This window comes from Massilia sp. CT11-108 (assembly GCF_047302915.1).
Lineage (GTDB): Bacteria > Pseudomonadota > Gammaproteobacteria > Burkholderiales > Burkholderiaceae_D > Telluria > Telluria orientalis.
On record NZ_JBKYMO010000082.1, the window covers coordinates 1 to 16,331 of the forward strand.

Annotated in this window: 11 protein-coding genes, 1 other RNA gene and 1 pseudogene; 11 read left to right on the forward strand and 2 right to left on the reverse strand. The window is 65.9% G+C overall.

Annotated features, from left to right (window positions below; translation table 11 throughout):
- From ACEN88_RS09635 to ACEN88_RS09650, 4 genes and pseudogenes are all read left to right on the forward strand, one after another.
- Positions 1–256: pseudogene (locus tag ACEN88_RS09635) on the forward strand (type-4 fimbrial pilin related signal peptide protein); the annotation flags it as partial.
- 123 nt (positions 257–379) lie between these two features.
- Positions 380–1,471, forward strand: coding sequence for a bifunctional diaminohydroxyphosphoribosylaminopyrimidine deaminase/5-amino-6-(5-phosphoribosylamino)uracil reductase RibD (gene ribD / locus ACEN88_RS09640; protein WP_413339128.1), 1,092 nt, complete (start codon positions 380–382; stop codon positions 1,469–1,471).
- Between the two features lie 36 nt (positions 1,472–1,507).
- A complete protein-coding gene (locus tag ACEN88_RS09645; protein ID WP_413339111.1) occupies positions 1,508–2,137 on the forward strand; it encodes a riboflavin synthase in 630 nt (209 codons plus the stop codon).
- A 92-nt stretch (positions 2,138–2,229) separates the two neighbouring features.
- Complete coding sequence (locus ACEN88_RS09650; protein WP_413339113.1) at positions 2,230–4,200, forward strand: prolyl oligopeptidase family serine peptidase; 1,971 nt, start codon at positions 2,230–2,232, stop codon at positions 4,198–4,200.
- On the opposite strand, the gene ACEN88_RS09655 is transcribed toward ACEN88_RS09650, so the two are convergent.
- Positions 4,201–7,077 (reverse strand): M16 family metallopeptidase, encoded by a 2,877-nt coding sequence (locus ACEN88_RS09655; protein WP_413339115.1) that lies wholly within the window; start codon positions 7,075–7,077, stop codon positions 4,201–4,203.
- A gap of 250 nt (positions 7,078–7,327) precedes the next feature.
- Here ACEN88_RS09655 and ribBA point away from each other — a divergent pair, with 250 nt between their 5' ends.
- From ribBA to ACEN88_RS09675, 4 genes are all read left to right on the forward strand, one after another.
- Complete coding sequence (ribBA, locus tag ACEN88_RS09660) at positions 7,328–8,443, forward strand: bifunctional 3,4-dihydroxy-2-butanone-4-phosphate synthase/GTP cyclohydrolase II (protein WP_413339117.1); 1,116 nt, start codon at positions 7,328–7,330, stop codon at positions 8,441–8,443.
- 61 nt (positions 8,444–8,504) lie between these two features.
- Positions 8,505–8,984, forward strand: a complete 480-nt coding sequence (ribH, locus tag ACEN88_RS09665) for a 6,7-dimethyl-8-ribityllumazine synthase (RefSeq protein WP_056127338.1) — start codon at positions 8,505–8,507, stop codon at positions 8,982–8,984.
- 13 nt (positions 8,985–8,997) lie between these two features.
- Positions 8,998–9,468, forward strand: a complete 471-nt coding sequence (gene nusB / locus ACEN88_RS09670; RefSeq protein WP_413339119.1) for a transcription antitermination factor NusB — start codon at positions 8,998–9,000, stop codon at positions 9,466–9,468.
- A 164-nt stretch (positions 9,469–9,632) separates the two neighbouring features.
- Positions 9,633–11,801 carry a cellulase family glycosylhydrolase gene (locus tag ACEN88_RS09675; protein WP_413339121.1) on the forward strand — a complete coding sequence of 723 codons (2,169 nt, stop codon included), beginning with the start codon at positions 9,633–9,635 and terminating at the stop codon, positions 11,799–11,801.
- Between the two features lie 72 nt (positions 11,802–11,873).
- Here the strand turns inward: ACEN88_RS09675 and ACEN88_RS09680 are convergent, their stop codons facing one another.
- Positions 11,874–12,647 (reverse strand): transglycosylase SLT domain-containing protein, encoded by a 774-nt coding sequence (locus tag ACEN88_RS09680; RefSeq protein ID WP_413339123.1) that lies wholly within the window; start codon positions 12,645–12,647, stop codon positions 11,874–11,876.
- Between the two features lie 620 nt (positions 12,648–13,267).
- Between ACEN88_RS09680 and ubiD the strand changes: the two genes are divergently transcribed.
- The 3 genes from ubiD to dnaX form a co-directional block, all read left to right on the forward strand.
- Positions 13,268–14,767, forward strand: coding sequence for a 4-hydroxy-3-polyprenylbenzoate decarboxylase (gene ubiD, locus ACEN88_RS09685; RefSeq protein WP_413339125.1), 1,500 nt, complete (start codon positions 13,268–13,270; stop codon positions 14,765–14,767).
- A gap of 93 nt (positions 14,768–14,860) precedes the next feature.
- An RNA gene (gene ffs, locus ACEN88_RS09690) (signal recognition particle sRNA small type) lies at positions 14,861–14,959 on the forward strand.
- A gap of 226 nt (positions 14,960–15,185) precedes the next feature.
- On the forward strand, positions 15,186–16,331 hold a 1,146-nt coding region (dnaX, locus tag ACEN88_RS09695), incomplete at its 3' end, for a DNA polymerase III subunit gamma/tau (RefSeq protein ID WP_413339127.1).

Sequence of the window (16,331 nt, forward strand, 5' to 3'; positions counted from 1 at the left end):
GATCGCGGAGCACGGGCCGCTGGCGCCGGGCATTGCCATCGACTTCGCTTTCACGAATGTCGCACGGCCGTACTATATCGCCTACAATGGCGCGGGACGCAGTTGCGCCGACGGTAACAGCGCGGCGGCGCGCTGGGGAACGGTGTCGCTGTTTCATGGCGGGCACATCCGCCGTATTAAAATCAACATGCTGGGCCGGGCGCGCGTGTGCGATCCGGCGCGCGATGCGGGTTGCGACGGCGCGCCGGCGCCATGAACTTTGGCGGCGGGACGCCGCCAGCGTGAACCTTCGGGCGGCGGGACGCCGCCGGTGCGAACCTGGCAACACAACGTAGCGAGACCGGAAACGAGAGTGCAGATACAGAGCGATACCGACGGCATGGCGCTGGCCCTGGAATGGGCGGCGAAGGGCATGTACATCACCGCGCCCAACCCGCGCATCGGCTGCGTGATCGTGCGCGACGGCACCGTCATCGGCGCCGGCCACACGCAGGCCGCCGGCCAGGCCCATGCCGAGATCCAGGCGCTGCGCGATGCCCAGGCGCGCGGCTACGACGTGCGCGGCGCCACCGCCTACGTCACGCTGGAGCCGTGCAGCCATTACGGCCGCACGCCGCCGTGCTCGAACGCGCTGATCCAGGCGGGGCTCGGCCGCGTCGTCGCGGCGATGGTCGATCCGAATCCGCTCGTCGCCGGGCGCGGCCTGGCGCAGCTGGAAGCGGCCGGGATCGAGGTCAGCGCGGGCCTGCTGGCCGAACCGGCCCATGAATTGAACATCGGCTTCTTCACGCGCATGCGCCACGGGCGGCCGTGGGTGCGCCTGAAGACGGCGGCCAGCCTGGATGGCGTCACGGCGCTGGACAATGGCGAGAGCCAGTGGATCACGAGCCCCCAGGCGCGCGCGGACGGCCACGCGTGGCGGGCGCGCGCGAGCGCGATCCTGACCGGCATCGGCACGATCAAGGTCGACAACCCGCAGCTGACGGTGCGCGGCATCGACACGCCGCTGCAGCCGCGCCGCGTGATCGTCGACAGCCGCCTCGACATCGACCTCGACGCGTGCATCCTGCAGGGCGAGCCGTGCTGGATCGTGGCCGCCGTGCCGAACGCGGACAAGGAAGCGGCGCTGCAGGCGCTGGGACACGAGATCCTCATGTTGCCGAATGCGTCCGGCAAGGTCGACCTGCCGGCGCTGATGCGCGAGCTGGGACGGCGCGAGATCAACGAGCTGCACGTCGAGGCCGGTTCCAAGCTGAACGCGTCGCTCGTGCGCGAGGGCTGCGTGGACGAGTTGCTCGTCTACCTGGCGCCCAGCCTCGTCGGCCCGGGGCAGGGGATGTTCGCGCTGCCGCCGCTTGCGCACCTGTCCGACAAGCTGCCGCTGCATTTCCACGCCGTGGCCCAGGTCGGGCCGGACCTGCGCATCCTGGCGCGTTTCAAGCGGGACGAGGATCCGAGCCGCCACGCGTAATACCGCACCGATATTGTCAAAACAAAGGAAGAGATCATGTTCACCGGAATCGTCGCTGCCGTCGGCAGCATCAAATCGGTTACCCCGCTGGCGGACGGCGCGGATGCCGGCGTGCGCCTGGACATCGACGCGGGCGGCCTGCCGCTGGCCGACGTCGCGCTGGGCGACTCGATCGCCATCAACGGCGCCTGCATGACCGTCGTCGAAAAGACGGACAGCGCCTTCGCCGTCGACGTCTCGCGCGAGAGCCTCAATCGCACCGTGGGCCTCGACCAGCCGGGCGAAGTGAACCTGGAAAAGGCGCTGACCCTGGCCGAGCGCCTGGGCGGCCACCTCGTCTCGGGCCACGTCGACGGCCTCGGCGACGTGCACAGCTTCGAGCAGGTGGGCGAGTCGTGGAAGCTCGTCGTCGACGCGCCCCGCGACCTGGGCAAGTACCTGGCCTATAAAGGTTCCGTCGTCGTGAACGGCGTGTCGCTGACGGTCAACAGCGTCGAGGACATCGACGGGGCCGGCAGCCAGTGCTGCCGCTTCTCGATCAACCTGATTCCGCACACGATCGCCGTCACGACGCTGAAGCACCTGCGTGCCGGCAAGAAGGTCAATCTCGAGATCGACCTCATCGCACGCTACGTGGAACGCATGCTCAGCGCCGCCAAGGCCTGAGCGGATGGCGTAGACTCCCTGCTGGCCTCCGTGCCAGCGTAGCCGGCCTGTCCGTCTTTACGTTGGCATCACAACGATAACAAGGACGAGACATGACCCGGCACCTTTCCCTCGATGGCAAGACCGTCGCGCGCGGCGCGGCATTGACCGTGCTGCTGGCGGCGGCCGCGTTGGCACATGCCGATCCGGCCGGCATGCGCACCTACCGCACGCTCGCGATGACGGCAAGCGGCGAGCGCATCGCGGCGGTGGAGGCGGTGGAGGGGGAAGCGAGAACGGGGCCGCGGATCGTCGTGCGCGACACGGCCACCGGCCGCATCGCATCGACGTGGCAGAAGGCCGATTGCGCGCAATGCCGCCTGGAGTCCCTCGCGTGGTCACCGGACCAGAAGACACTGGCCGCCATCGTCGCCGACCCGAGGGCAGGTACCGCCGGCGTCGTGCTCGTGCGCGATGGGCGCATGACGCCGCTGGCCACGATCAGGGGCGTCGCCGGCACGGTGCGCTGGTCGCCGGACGGCCGCCAGGTCGCCTTCCTCGCGACGGTCGGCGCGAAAAAGCTGACGGGCGCCGTCGAGGCGGGTGCGCGCCAGGTCGGCGAGATCGGCCTCGCGCAGGAAGAGGACGAGCAGCGCATCGCCATCGTGCCGGCGGCGGGTGGCGACTACCGTCTCGTGTCGCCAGGCGACACGTTCGTCTACGAATACGACTGGACGCCGGACGGCAAGGGCTTCGTCGTCACGAGCGCGCAGGGGAACGGCGACAACAACTGGTGGATCGCGACGCTTGGCCACGTCGACGCGGCGAGCGGCCGCCTGCGCGTCATCGCCGCGCCGCACATGCAGATGAACATGCCGCACGTGTCGCCGGACGGGCGCACGGTCGCCTTCATCGGTGGCCTGATGAGCGACTTCGGTTCCGTCGGCGGCGACGTGTACACCGTGCCGCTGGAAGGCGGCGAACCGGTCGACGTCACGCCGGACTACAAGGGCACGTTCAACGGCATCACGTGGCGCGGCAAGGAGTTGCTCGCGTCCGTGCTGGGCGGCAGCGAAGCCGGCATCGCCGCGATCGATCCCGCGGCGCGTAGCGCGCGCATGCTGTGGCAGGCCCCCGTGGGCCTCTCGGCGGGACGCGACGGGCGGGTCGTGTTCAGCGCGGACGGCCGCGTGGCCGCGTCGGTGACGGAAGACTTCGAGCACGCGCCGCGCATCGTCGCCGGACGCCTGCCGGAACTGGTGCCCATCACCCGCGACAACGATGGGTTCCTGCCGCAGGTCTCCGCGCGCAGTATCGGCTGGACCAACGACGGGTTCGACGTGCAGGGCTGGCTGTTGGGCCCGCGCAGCGTCGAGGCGGGCCGTACCTACCCGATGATCGTGCAGGTGCATGGCGGCCCGGCGGCGGCCGCGTCGCCGCGCTACGTGGCGGCCGGCGACAACGGCAACCCGCTCGTGCGCGACCTCGTGAAGGAAGGGTATTTCGTCTTCATGCCGAACCCGCGCGGCAGCTATGGCCAGGGCGCGGCGTTTACGCGCGCGAACCGGCGCGACTTCGGCGGCGGCGACTGGCGCGACATCCTGGCCGGCGTCGACGCGGTCATCGCCCGCGCGCCCATCGACGGCAACCGCCTCGGGCTGATGGGGCATTCCTACGGCGGCTTCATGACGATGTGGGGCGTCACGCACAGCCCGCGCTTCAAGGCCGCCGTGGCCGGCGCCGGCATCGCCAACTGGATCAGCTACTATGGCCAGAACGGCATCGACCAGTGGATGGTGCCGTACTTCGGCGCGACGATGTACGACGATCCCGCCGTCTACCGCGCCGCGTCGCCGATCGCATCGATCAAGGCGGCGCGCACGCCGACCTTCATCTACGTGGGCGAGCGCGACGTCGAGTGCCCGCCGGCGCAATCGTTCGAATTCTGGCACGGCCTGAAAGCGATGGGCGTGCCGACCACGTTGCTCGTGTATGACGGCGAGGGACACGCGTTCCGCAGGCCGGAGAACCAGCGCGACCTGCGGGCGCGCGAGATCGCGTGGTTCAACAAGTACTTGAAGTAATCAGGATTCGCCGGGTTTCTTCTCGGTGTCGTTCCGCGCCTGGGCCGCGGTGGCCTTGGCCTCGGGATTCAGCACCACCTGCACATAATTCTCCGTGTTCAGGTAGCGCTGCGCGGCCCGCTTGACGTCGTCCACGGTGAGGTTCTGGATGTCCTTGTCGAACGTGAGGATGGTGCCCGGATCGGTACCTTCCGTCAGCGAGGTCTGCAGGGCGGCCAGCCAGTACGCGTTTTCCTGCAGCGATTTGCGGTAGGTCTGCTGCCAGTTCGTCTTGACCTTGTCCAGGTCTTCCTGCGTGGGGCCTTCCTTGCGCATGCGGTCGATCTCCGCGAACGTCGCCGCCAGCACCTTGTCGACGTTGTCCGGGCCCGTCGGCAACTGGACGCCGATCGTGTAGTGGCTGTACGGGATGCGCGTCATCGACGCTTCCATGCCGCCGCCGTAGATGAGGCCCAACTTTTCGCGCAGGATATCGATGATGCGGATGTTCATCACTTCCGCCAGCGCGGACAGGCGCAGTTCTTCCAGTTCCGTGACCTCGCTGGGACCAGTGAACGTCAGCGACACGTTGCTGCGGTCTTCCGAGCCGCTCTTGATCTCGCGCTTGACGACGCCCGTCACGGGACGGATGCCGAGGTCGCGGTAGGCGGTCGGGATGTCCGGCGTGGGCAGGCTGCCGAGGTAAGTCGCGATCAGCGGCTTGATGGCGGCGACGTCGAAACTGCCCACGAAGATGAACGTCAGGTCCTTGGCGCTGGAAAAGCGCTGGCGGTAGATGGCGATTGCGCGGTCGAGGTCGATCTTGTTGATGTCCTCGGGGCGCAGGGCGCGCGGCGCACGCGGGTTATTGTCGTACAGCGTGGCCAGCACGGTGTCGCCGAACAGGGCGCCCGGCTGCGACAGGCGGTTGCGCGCCAACTCCATCTGCTTGCCGATGAACGATTTGTACAGGTCTTCGTCGCGGCGCACGCCGGCGAATTTCAGCCACACCATCTGCAGCATCGTCTCGACGTCGGTGGCGCCCGCCGTGCCCGCGACGACATCCGTGTTGTTGCCCAGGCCCGCGCTCACGGAGGCGGCCTTGCCGGCCAGGATCTTGCGCATGTCGAGCGGCGAGAAATCCTTCAGGCCCATCGCGGCGACGATCGTGTCGGCGTAGCGGGCGTTGAACATGTCCTTGTCGTCGAACAGGCTCTGGCCGCCGAAGCGCGCGGCGCTCATCAGGACCTGGTCGTTGCGGAACGTCGTCGGCTTGAGGATCACCTTGACGCCGTTCGACAGGGTCAACCGGGTGAGACCAAGGCTCCCATCCCGGCTTTCGTCGACGATCTTGCCGGGCGCGGGCGGCCGGTCCATCAGGTGCGCGGCGACGGCCTTTTCGTCGTGCGCCTTCACGTCGCGCTTCTCGGCGTTGGTGACGGCCGCCAGCAATTGCTCGCCGGTGGGAATCGGGGCGTCGCCTTCCGTCTTGGTCGAGCCCGTGTAGATCACGAGCTTGCCGGAGTCGGCCGGGATGGTCCTGGCGGCATAGGCATTGATCTCCGCGAGCGTGATCCCGGGCGCCAGTTCCTTCACGTAGCGGTACTCCGCATCGATGCCGGGAATCGATTCGCCTTCGAGGAAGTTGCGCATCAATTCGGCCGCGTGGACGGCGGAATCCGTCTTGTCCCGCTCGTTCCAGGCGCGCTCGTAAGTGCGCATCATCGTCTTCTTCATGCGCTCGAGTTCGGCCGTCGTGAAGCCGAAGCGGCGCGCGCGCTCGTTTTCCTGCACGAGCGCGTCGATGGCGACGGTGGCGCCGTTCATGCCGAGCGCGGCCATCGCGTTGTACGACCGGTAGCGCGGCGTCAGGCGCGACAGGGCGCTGCTGGCGCCGATGAACGGCGGGGAGGGCAGCGCCGACAATTCCTGCAAGCGCTGGTTCAGCATGCCCGCGAACAGCGCTTCGACCAGTTGCTCGCGGTAGCCGCGCAGGGTGGCGCGCTCGTGGAACGGCTGCAGCGGGTAGCGGATCAGGATCGATGCCGGGCCCGCTTCCTTGTCGGTGACGACGAGCGCCTCGTTGTCCGTGCGTGCCGGGATCTTCGCGTAGTCGCGCGGACGCGCGTGGACGGGGTTCTTCAGGCCGGCGAAATGACGGCGGATCAATTTCTCGGCCTGGGCGGGATCGATGTCGCCCACGGCGACGACCGCCATCAGGTCCGGGCGGTACCAGTCCTTGTAGAAGCGGCGCAGCGTGTCCGGCTTGAAGGTGCGGATGACGTCTTCCTGGCCGATCGGCAGGCGGTCGGCATAGCGCGAGCCGTTGTAGATCTTCGGCATCAGCACTTTCTGCATGCGGTCGCCGGCGCCCTTGCCGAGGCGGGCTTCCTCGAGGACGATGTCGCGTTCCTTGTCGATGTCGGCGTCCGTCAGCGTGAGGCCGTGGGCCCAGTCTTCCAGCACGAGGAAGGCCTTGTCGAGTTCGTCCTTGCGGTCGGACGGCACGGGCAGGATGTAGACGGTTTCGTCGAACGACGTGTAGGCGTTCAGGTCGGCGCCGAACTTCACGCCGATCGACTGCAGGTAAGAGACGAGCTCGTGCTTCTTGAAATGGCGCGAGCCGTTGAAGGCCATGTGCTCGGTGAAGTGGGCCAGGCCCTGCTGGTCCTCGTCCTCGAGGATCGAGCCGGCCTTGACGACGAGGCGCAGTTCCAGCTTGTGCTCGGGCATGCGGTTGCGCTGGATGTAGTAGGTCAGGCCATTGTCGAGCTTGCCGACCTTGACCTGGGCCCCGACCGGCAGCGGATCGTCGAGCTTGAGGGACGCGCCCCGCGCCACGCCCTGCACGAGCAGGGCGGCGACGAGAAAAGTGATGCGGGCGATACGGATGAGCATGCGACGACGTCCTCGGCACGGAAAAAAATCATTCTACCTTGCCCGACTTGGGCCACACTTGTAAATGAGCATGATGTAATGCAGGCCGAACAAAGCGGGTCGTTGTCATTATGCAACGAAACAATGCCGCAGCAGTGGTAGCGGGACTCTAGAGTGCGCGGCCCCCCGACGGGGATACGGTCGAGGACTGGCAAATCCTTTAAAATAGCGGATTTCCGCACCAGCCGGTCCGTACTCTCGAGGAATCCACATGCCCATCTCCACCACCCAGGAAATCGTTGACGAACTGCGCGCCGGGCGCATGGTCATTTTGGTCGACGAGGAAGACCGCGAGAACGAAGGCGACCTGGTGCTCGCCGCCGAACACGTCACGCCCGAGGCGATCAACTTCATGATCCGCCACGCGCGCGGCCTCGTCTGCCTGACCCTGTCCGAGGAGATCTGCGACCGCCTCGAACTGCCGATGATGACGACCCGTAACGGCACGTCCTTCGGGACCAACTTCACCGTCTCGATCGAGGCGGCGGAAGGCGTCACGACGGGCATCTCGGCGGCCGACCGCGCCCGCACCATCCAGGTGGCGGTGGCGAAGGACGCGAAGCCGGAAGACCTCGTCCAGCCGGGCCACATCTTCCCGCTGCGTGCCGTCAAGGGCGGCGTGCTGATGCGCGCCGGCCATACGGAAGCGGGCTGCGACCTCACGGAAATGGCGGGCCTGACCCCGGCGTCCGTGATCTGCGAGATCATCAAGGAAGACGGTACGATGGCGCGCCTGCCGGACCTGCTGGAATTCGCGCAGGAGCACAACCTCAAGATCGGCACCATCGCCGACCTGATCCATTACCGCAGCCAGAACGAGACCCTCGTCGAGCGCGTGGCGGAGCGTTCGCTGGCCACCGTGCACGGCGAGTTCAAGCTGGTCGCCTTCCGCGACAAGCCGAGCGGCTCGGCGCACCTGGCGCTCGTCCACGGCAACCCGCAGGAAGACCGCGAGACGCTCGTGCGCGTGCACCAGCCGGTGTCGATCCTCGACCTGCTGGACAGCGCCTCGACGTCGCACTCGTGGAATCTCGCGGCCGCGATGCAGGCCGTGCAGCGGGCGGAGGCGGGCGTCATCGTCCTGCTCGACTGCGCCGAGACGGCCGACGAACTGTTCGCCCAGTTCCAGGACAAGCCGACGCGCCCGGTCGGCCGCGCGGCCAACCTGGACCTGCGCACCTACGGTATCGGCGCGCAGATCCTGCGCCAGCTCGGCGTGCGCAAGATGAAGCTGCTGGCCAACCCGCGCAAGATGCCGTCGATGGCCGGTTTCGACCTTGAAGTCACCGGCTACCTGGCCAAGCCCGGATGCGAGGTGAGCTCGTAATGCGTCTGCATAACGCGGTACCATTGAACTATTAATCAACGAAAGAACAAGAGGCATAGCCATGACGGTAGGAACTTTTGAAAGCAATCTGGCAGGTGAAGGCCTGCGCATCGGTATCGTGCAGGCACGTTTCAATGCCGATGTCGGCCATGGCCTGCTGTCGGCATGCCTGGCAGAACTGAAGCACCTGGGCGTGGCCGACGAGGACATCCTGCACGTGACCGTCCCGGGCGCGCTGGAAATCCCGCTGGCCCTGCAAAAGATGGCCGAGACGCAGCAATTCGACTCGCTGATCGCGCTGGGCGCCGTCATCCGCGGTGAAACCTACCATTTCGAGCTCGTGTCGAACGAGTCGGGCGCCGGCATCACCCGCATCGGCCTGGATTACGGCATGCCGATCGCCAACGCCGTGCTGACGACGGAAAACGACGAGCAGGCGGAAGCCCGCATGGCCGAGAAGGGCACCGACGCGGCACGCGTCGCGGTCGAGATGGCCAACCTGCTGCTGGGCCTCGAAGAACTGCAGGCCGAAGAAGAGTAAATCGAGTACAACCATGACTGACAAGACATCGCACGCCAATCCCATCAAGAACCGCACGCCGCGCCACCGCGCGCGCGAGTTCGCACTGCAGGGGCTGTATCAATGGCTGCTGAACAATGAACCGGCCTCCACGGTCGTCACCAACATCCGCACCGCGCACGGCTTCGACAAGGCCGACGGCGAGTACTTCACGGAACTGCTGAACGGCGCGATCGCCCAGTCGGTCGAGCTGCGCGAGGTGATCGCACCCACCGTCGACCGCCCGATCGCGGAAGTGTCGCCGATCGAGCACGCCGTGCTGCTGCTCGGCGCGTACGAGCTGAAGAACCAGATCGAGATCCCGTACCGCGTCGTGATCAACGAAGCCGTGGAACTGGCCAAGTCGTTCGGCGGTATCGATGGCCACAAGTACGTGAACGGCGTGCTCGACCGCCTGGCCGGCGAGCTGCGTCCGGACGAGGTGGCGGCGGATTCGCGACGCTGATCCGTTACCCACTATATATAGTAGTGAGAAAGCCGCCCCGGGAGACCGGGGCGGTTTTTTTACATCCACTGGTTTTACGTGGGATCTTACGGGAAAACGAAATTGAGTTCGTGGCCGCGGCTGCCAATGATGGTCACTCACCCAACAACATTGAAGTGGAGACCATGAAAACACATTTCGTTCTTGCAGCGATGGCGGGTGCCATCCTGCTGGCAGGCTGCGGCGGCAGTGGCAGGGACACCAGCATGGCCGTCAGCGCCGGCGGCGGCGCGCACGTGTCCCAGGACCAGGCCGGCAAGCGCGCGACCGGCACCGTCGGCACCGTCAACTCGACCGACCCAAGCTTCGCGACGCTGTCGACGCTGCACGTGGGGCAGACGGCTTATTTCCAGATCCTGGGCACCAACCTGCCCGCCGCGCTGGCGCTCGACGTCACCGATTGCGCCCATCCGGCGAAGCTGTCGATCACGCCCACCGAAGTCCGCTTCCGCTGCACGCCGGGTGTCGCGGACGGCATGAAGACGGTCTCGGTCCGGGACAAGTCCAGCGATACGGTGCTCTACACGGGCGCGGTGTACGTGCAGGCGACGACCCCGCCGCCGATCACGACGGCGCTGCCGATGCCTACCCGCGGCTTCAACCTCGGGAATTCGCTGGAAGCCATGTGGGGTTATGCATTCCCGAGCCAGGCCGTGTACACCGCCGCCGCCAACGCCGGCTTCAACGCCGTGCGCATCCCGTGCGCGTGGGTGACGAATTCCGATGCCACCGGCAAGATCGATCCCGCCTACATGGCCAAGGTCAAGCAGGCCGTCGACTACAGCATCGCGGCCGGCATGTATGTGGTCATCAATGATCACTGGGACGGCGGGTGGTTCGAGAACCATATCGGCGACACGGTCGATCCGGCCGTCGACGCGCAGATGCGCAACCTGTGGACGCAGATCGCGACCGCGTTCGCGGGGTACGACAACCACCTGCTGTTCGCGGCCGCCAACGAGCCGAACGTGTACAAGCCCGCGCACATGGCGACGGTGGCGAAGTACTACCAGACCTTCGTCGATGCGGTGCGCGGCGCCGGCGGCAAGAACACCAGCCGCTGGCTCGTGCTGCAGGGCCAGGGCGACCCGTCGTGGTTCACCAACTTGCCGTCCGATTCGACTCCCGGCCGGCTGATGGTCGAATACCACAACTACACGCCGTCGCTGTTCACGATCATCCATGGCGACCAGTCGTGGGGCAAAGCCATCTGGTTCTGGGGCCAGTCCTACCACTATGCAGGCGATCCGACGCGCAACGCCACATGGGGCGAGGAAGGCAATATCGACGCCGGTATGCAGCAGTTGAAGGACCAGTTCGCCAGCAAGGGCGTGCCCGTGATGATAGGCGAGTTCCATGCGGCCGCCACCCCGGGCCTGACGGGCGACGAACAGGTCTGGAACAATGCGTCCCATCTCTACTGGAACAAGTATGTAGGCGAATCCGCCCGCGCCCACGGTCTGAGCCCGTTCTACTGGAGCACGCCGAACGCCCCGTTCGTGTATGACACGGGCGCCATCACCGATCCGGCCCTGGTCACCGCGCTGACCGACGGCGCCGTTCCGCCGCCGCCGAACGGCGCACCGTACGCGGTCGCGGGTGTGGTCGCCACGGCCGCCGCCGACCAGGTGACCGTGCAGTGGAATGCCGTGCGCGGCGCCACCAGTTACCAGCTCTATCGCACGGCGAACTCCGGCAGCGAACCGGCGACGCCTTCCGTCACCGGCCTCACCGGCACGACGTTCACGGACACGGGCCTGAATCCCGGCACGACGTATTATTACCGCGTGGTGGCGGTGAACGGCGCAGGCGCATCCGGGTTCTCGACCGAAGCGAGCGCACGTACGCCCGGCACCAACCCCGACCCGACGAAGTTCCATTTCGAGACCGACACCCAGTTGTGGACCCCCAGCGGTGCGCTGATCAGCGGCATCGCGACGTCGACCGCCCGGCACTACGCGGGCCAGCGGTCGCTCGCCGTGAACGTCGCGGGCACGGCGGCGGGGTCGGCGTCGCTGGAGCAGAGCGGTGTGATAGTGCCGCCCGGCGCGACGATCACCTTCCACGTCTTCATCCCGTCCGGCAGCCGGATCACGAAGGTCGAGCCCTATCTGATGGACTACAACTGGGGCTGGTTCTCGAATCCGTCGACGACGTTCACGCCGGGCACGTGGAATACGTTCACGATCACGGTGCCGGCGACGTCGGTCACGCCGCTGCAGCGCCTTGGGCTGAACCTGACGACGGGGGCCGCGTGGACGGGCACCGTCCATGTCGACTCGATTGACTGGTAATCCATAAATGAAAGCCACCGCAGCTGGCGCCGACGGTGGCTTTCGACCAGGAAAGGAGTGTAAGGGTGTGGCTCAGAGTCCGGCGACGGTCTCGCCGGTCTGGGTGCTGCCGTGGGCCGTATCGGGCGCCGCGGTGTCCGGCTTGGCCGGCGCGCTGGCCGCTTTCTGGGCCAGGGTCGTGCTCGGGGCCGCAGCCGGTGCCGGCGGGAAGTAGATCGGTACGTTCTTGCCGCTCGCGACCTGTTTCAGGCGCTTGTATTCGGTCAGGACCTTGGAGCCGTAGCCGGAGTCGTCGTCGGCTGCCGCGGCGCCGACGTAGCTCTTGAGGGCGCCTTCGACGGAGCCCGTGCGCTTCACGTAATCCTTCAGGATCAGGGCGCCGACACGAATGTTGGCAACCGGATTCAGGGCAGCCTGCGAGCCGCCGACTTCCTCGAACTTGTCGCTGTGGACCTTGGACATCACCTGCATCAGGCCCTGCGCGCCCATCGGGCTTTCCGCGAACGGATTCAGGCCCGATTCGATGGCCATCACGGCCAGGATCAGCAGGGGATCCAGCTTGATCTCGTGCGCCGTGCTGTACGCGGTCGTGACGAGCATGTTGGCGGCGTCGCCGGCCACCCGGTAGCGGCGCGACAGCCAGTCCGTCACGTACTTCTGCTGACGGGTGGGGCGGTTCGCCGCCTTGTCGTCGTTCGCGATCTCGACGGCGTCCGCGCCGCGCGCCGCGACGAGCTGGACCGCGGGATTGGCGGTGGCAACCTGCGCCGGCATGGCGTGTTGCGGGCTCAGGAAATCCGACACCCGTTTTGCGAAATCGGGGCGGCTGTACAGCAGGGCAATCATTGCTACTGCGGAAAGACCGAAAACGGTCAAGGTATGTTGTGCGGTGGTCAAAACACCACGTGCCGCTTTGATCACGGAAGACCACGTGACTGGCCGGCTGGCCATCTGTTGGACGAGCCTTGCGCTCGTGCCGATGAAGCGATGGATCATCGTCTCTCCTTTGTCGCGGAAAAAGTCATCCCGTCGCAGCGCTGGAAGCGCAGCGTTCGAACGAACTCATGCCGTGCATCAGAAAACCGTCCGTCGCCGCCTGTAGCGGTCGAGGAACGCCGTCATTGCTTGCTTCAGCTGGGCCGCGCTGCAGTGGAGGCGCCCAGTAGCTAACAACTGTCTCGGGGTTGGTTGGGCAGACGCCCAGTGAAAACACTCCTAAAATGTCGCTGGGGCCCCGACCCCGTGAAAGAATGAGACCGGCTAGAATCACGTCTTGGACGGGCCTGCCTCACTTGATACGGCGGATTGTAGAAGCTCGTTTATATCAAGTCAATACTAGCACTCACGCGTTCTATTACTTTTAGATCTAAAGAACGTACAGGAGCTCATCAATTCTTTGGCAAATCAACCACTTGCCGGCGATTGTTAGCACACCTCAAAAGATGTAAAAAAGAATTAAAAATTCAATGAACTATTCTGATCTGCGGGATTTTATTGCTAAGTTGCAAGAAAACGGTGACTTCAAGCGCGTATCCGCGCCTATTTCACCGAATCTTGAAATGACGGAGGTGTGCGACCGGACGTTGCGTGCCGGCGGGCCGGCGCTGCTGTTCGAGAACCCGGTCGATGCCGCCGGCAAGCGCTATCCGATCCCCGTGCTGGCCAACCTGTTCGGCACGCCGCAGCGGGTAGCGCTGGGCATGGGCGCGGACGACGTCGGCGAGCTGCGCAAGATTGGCCACGTGCTGGCGCGCCTGAAGGAGCCCGAGCCGCCCAAGGGTTTTCGGGACATCATGGACCTGGGTTCGCTCGTCAAGGCCGTGTGGGACATGGCGCCCAAGGAAGTAAAGGGCGCGCCGTGCCAGGAAATCGTCTGGGAAGGCGCCGACGTCGACCTGGCCCGCCTGCCGATCCAGCATTGCTGGCCGGGCGACGTCGCGCCCCTGATTACCTGGGGCCTCGTGATCACCAAAGGGCCGAACAAGAAGCGCCAGAACCTGGGCATCTACCGCCAGCAGGTGCTGGGGCCGAACAAGGTCATCATGCGCTGGCTCGCACACCGCGGCGGCGCGCTCGACTTCCGCGAACACTGCATCGCCAACCCCGGCAAGCCGTATCCGGTGGCGGTGGCGCTGGGCGCCGACCCGGCCACGATCCTGGGCGCGGTGACGCCCGTGCCGGACACGCTGTCCGAATACCAGTTCGCCGGCCTGCTGCGCGGCCAGCGCACTGTCCTGACGAAGGCGATCGGCAGCGAGCTGCGCGTGCCGGCGTCGGCCGAGATCGTGCTGGAAGGTCATATCTATCCGGACGAGAACCACCCGTCCGGCTTCGAGCATGCCCTGGAAGGGCCGTATGGCGACCACACCGGCTATTACAACGAGCAGGACTGGTTCCCGGTGTTCACGATCGACCGCATCACGATGCGCCGCGACCCGATCTATCACTCGACCTACACGGGCAAACCGCCCGACGAGCCCGCCGTGCTGGGCGTGGCGCTGAACGAAGTGTTCGTGCCGCTGCTGCAAAAACAGTTCACCGAGATCACGGATTTCTACCTGCCGCCGGAAGGCTGCAGCTACCGCATGGCCGTCGTGCAGATGAAGAAGCAGTACGCCGGCCACGCCAAGCGCGTGATGTTCGGCGTGTGGAGCTTCCTGCGCCAGTTCATGTATACGAAGTTCATCGTCGTCGTGGACGAAGACGTCGACGTGCGCGACTGGAAGGAAGTGATCTGGGCCATCACGACCCGCGTGGACCCGACCCGCGACACGGTCCTGGTCGACAACACGCCGATCGACTACCTCGACTTCGCGTCGCCGATCAGCGGCCTGGGCAGCAAGATGGGTATCGATGCCACTAATAAATGGCCGGGCGAAACGAACCGGGAGTGGGGCACACCCATCGTCATGACGCCGGAAGTCAAGGCGCGCGTGGACGGGATCTGGCAGCAGCTGGGGCTGTGACGTCCGCTTGATGCGGGACACTCTATATAGGTATGCGCGGAGCATCCCGGCGGTGGTTTGCCGGTATGCCCGTAACCGGTTATAATGCGAGCTGGCGGGCCCCTGCGCATTGTGGCATGGTTTACCTGGTCAGGTCGGGAACGAAGCAGCCAAAGCCGTTCACCGCAAGTGCCGCAGATCAGGCTCGCCTACTACCTTCCTTATTCATCGATCTCCGCTTCCAGCGGGCGCATCGATACCTCCACCAGCGGATTTTCCCTCAGCATGTCCTCGTCGAGCTTGAGCCTGGCATGGCGCTTGTCGCCGCCGGCATCGAGCGGCGAGAGTGCCTTGTTGAAAGAAAAATATCAGTGCAGGGGAATTCCCGATGAGCGTCTAATGTTGCCGCGCCTCGCCCGGTCTACGGTAAAATCCCGGTATGTCCTATCAAGTCCTCGCCCGCAAATACCGTCCCCGGAACTTTGAAACGCTGGTTGGCCAGGAGCACGTCGTCCGTGCGCTGACCCATGCCTTGCGTACCGGACGGCTGCACCACGCCTATCTGTTCACCGGCACGCGCGGGGTGGGCAAGACCACGCTGTCGCGCATCCTGGCCAAGTCGCTCAACTGCGTCGGGCCGGATGGCAACGGGTCGATCACGGCCGAGCCGTGCGGCCAGTGCGAACCGTGCCGCGCGATCGACGCCGGCCGCTTCGTCGATTACGTCGAGATGGACGCCGCGTCGAACCGCGGCGTCGACGAGATGGCCCAGCTGCTGGAGCAGGCGGTCTACGCGCCGAGCAATGCACGCTTCAAGGTCTACATGATCGACGAGGTGCACATGCTCACGAACCACGCCTTCAACGCGATGCTGAAGACGCTGGAAGAACCGCCCGAGCACGTGAAATTCATCCTCGCGACGACGGACCCGCAAAAGATTCCCGTGACCGTGTTGTCGCGCTGCCTGCAGTTCAACCTCAAGCAGATGCCGCCGGGTCACATCGTGGGTCACCTGGAAAACATCCTCGGCCAGGAAGGCGTGACGTTCGAGCAGCCCGCGCTGCGCCTGCTCGCGCAGGGCGCGCACGGGTCGATGCGCGACGCGCTGTCGCTGACCGACCAGGCCATCGCCTATGCGGCCGGCGCCGTCACGCTCGACGCCGTGCAGGGCATGCTGGGCGCGCTCGACCAGTCCTACCTGGTCCGCCTGCTCGATGCGCTCGCGAACCAGGATGGCGCCGACCTGATGGCCGTCGCCGACGAGATGGCCAGCCGCAGCCTGTCGTACAACGGCGCGCTGCAGGACCTGGGCACCCTGCTGCACCGGATCGCGCTGGCGCAGACCGTGCCGGCCGCGCTGCCGGACGACCTGCCGGAACTGGCCGACATCCAGCGTCTCGCCACGCAATTCGATCCGCAGGAAGTGCAGCTGTATTACCAGATCGCCGTGATCGGTCGCAACGAGATCGGCCTCGCGCCGGATGAGTACGCGGGCTTCACGATGACCCTGCTGCGCATGCTGGCGTTCCGCCCCGGACAGGGCGGGGCCGAGCAGGCCGCATCGCCGGCACCGGCCGGGCTGGCC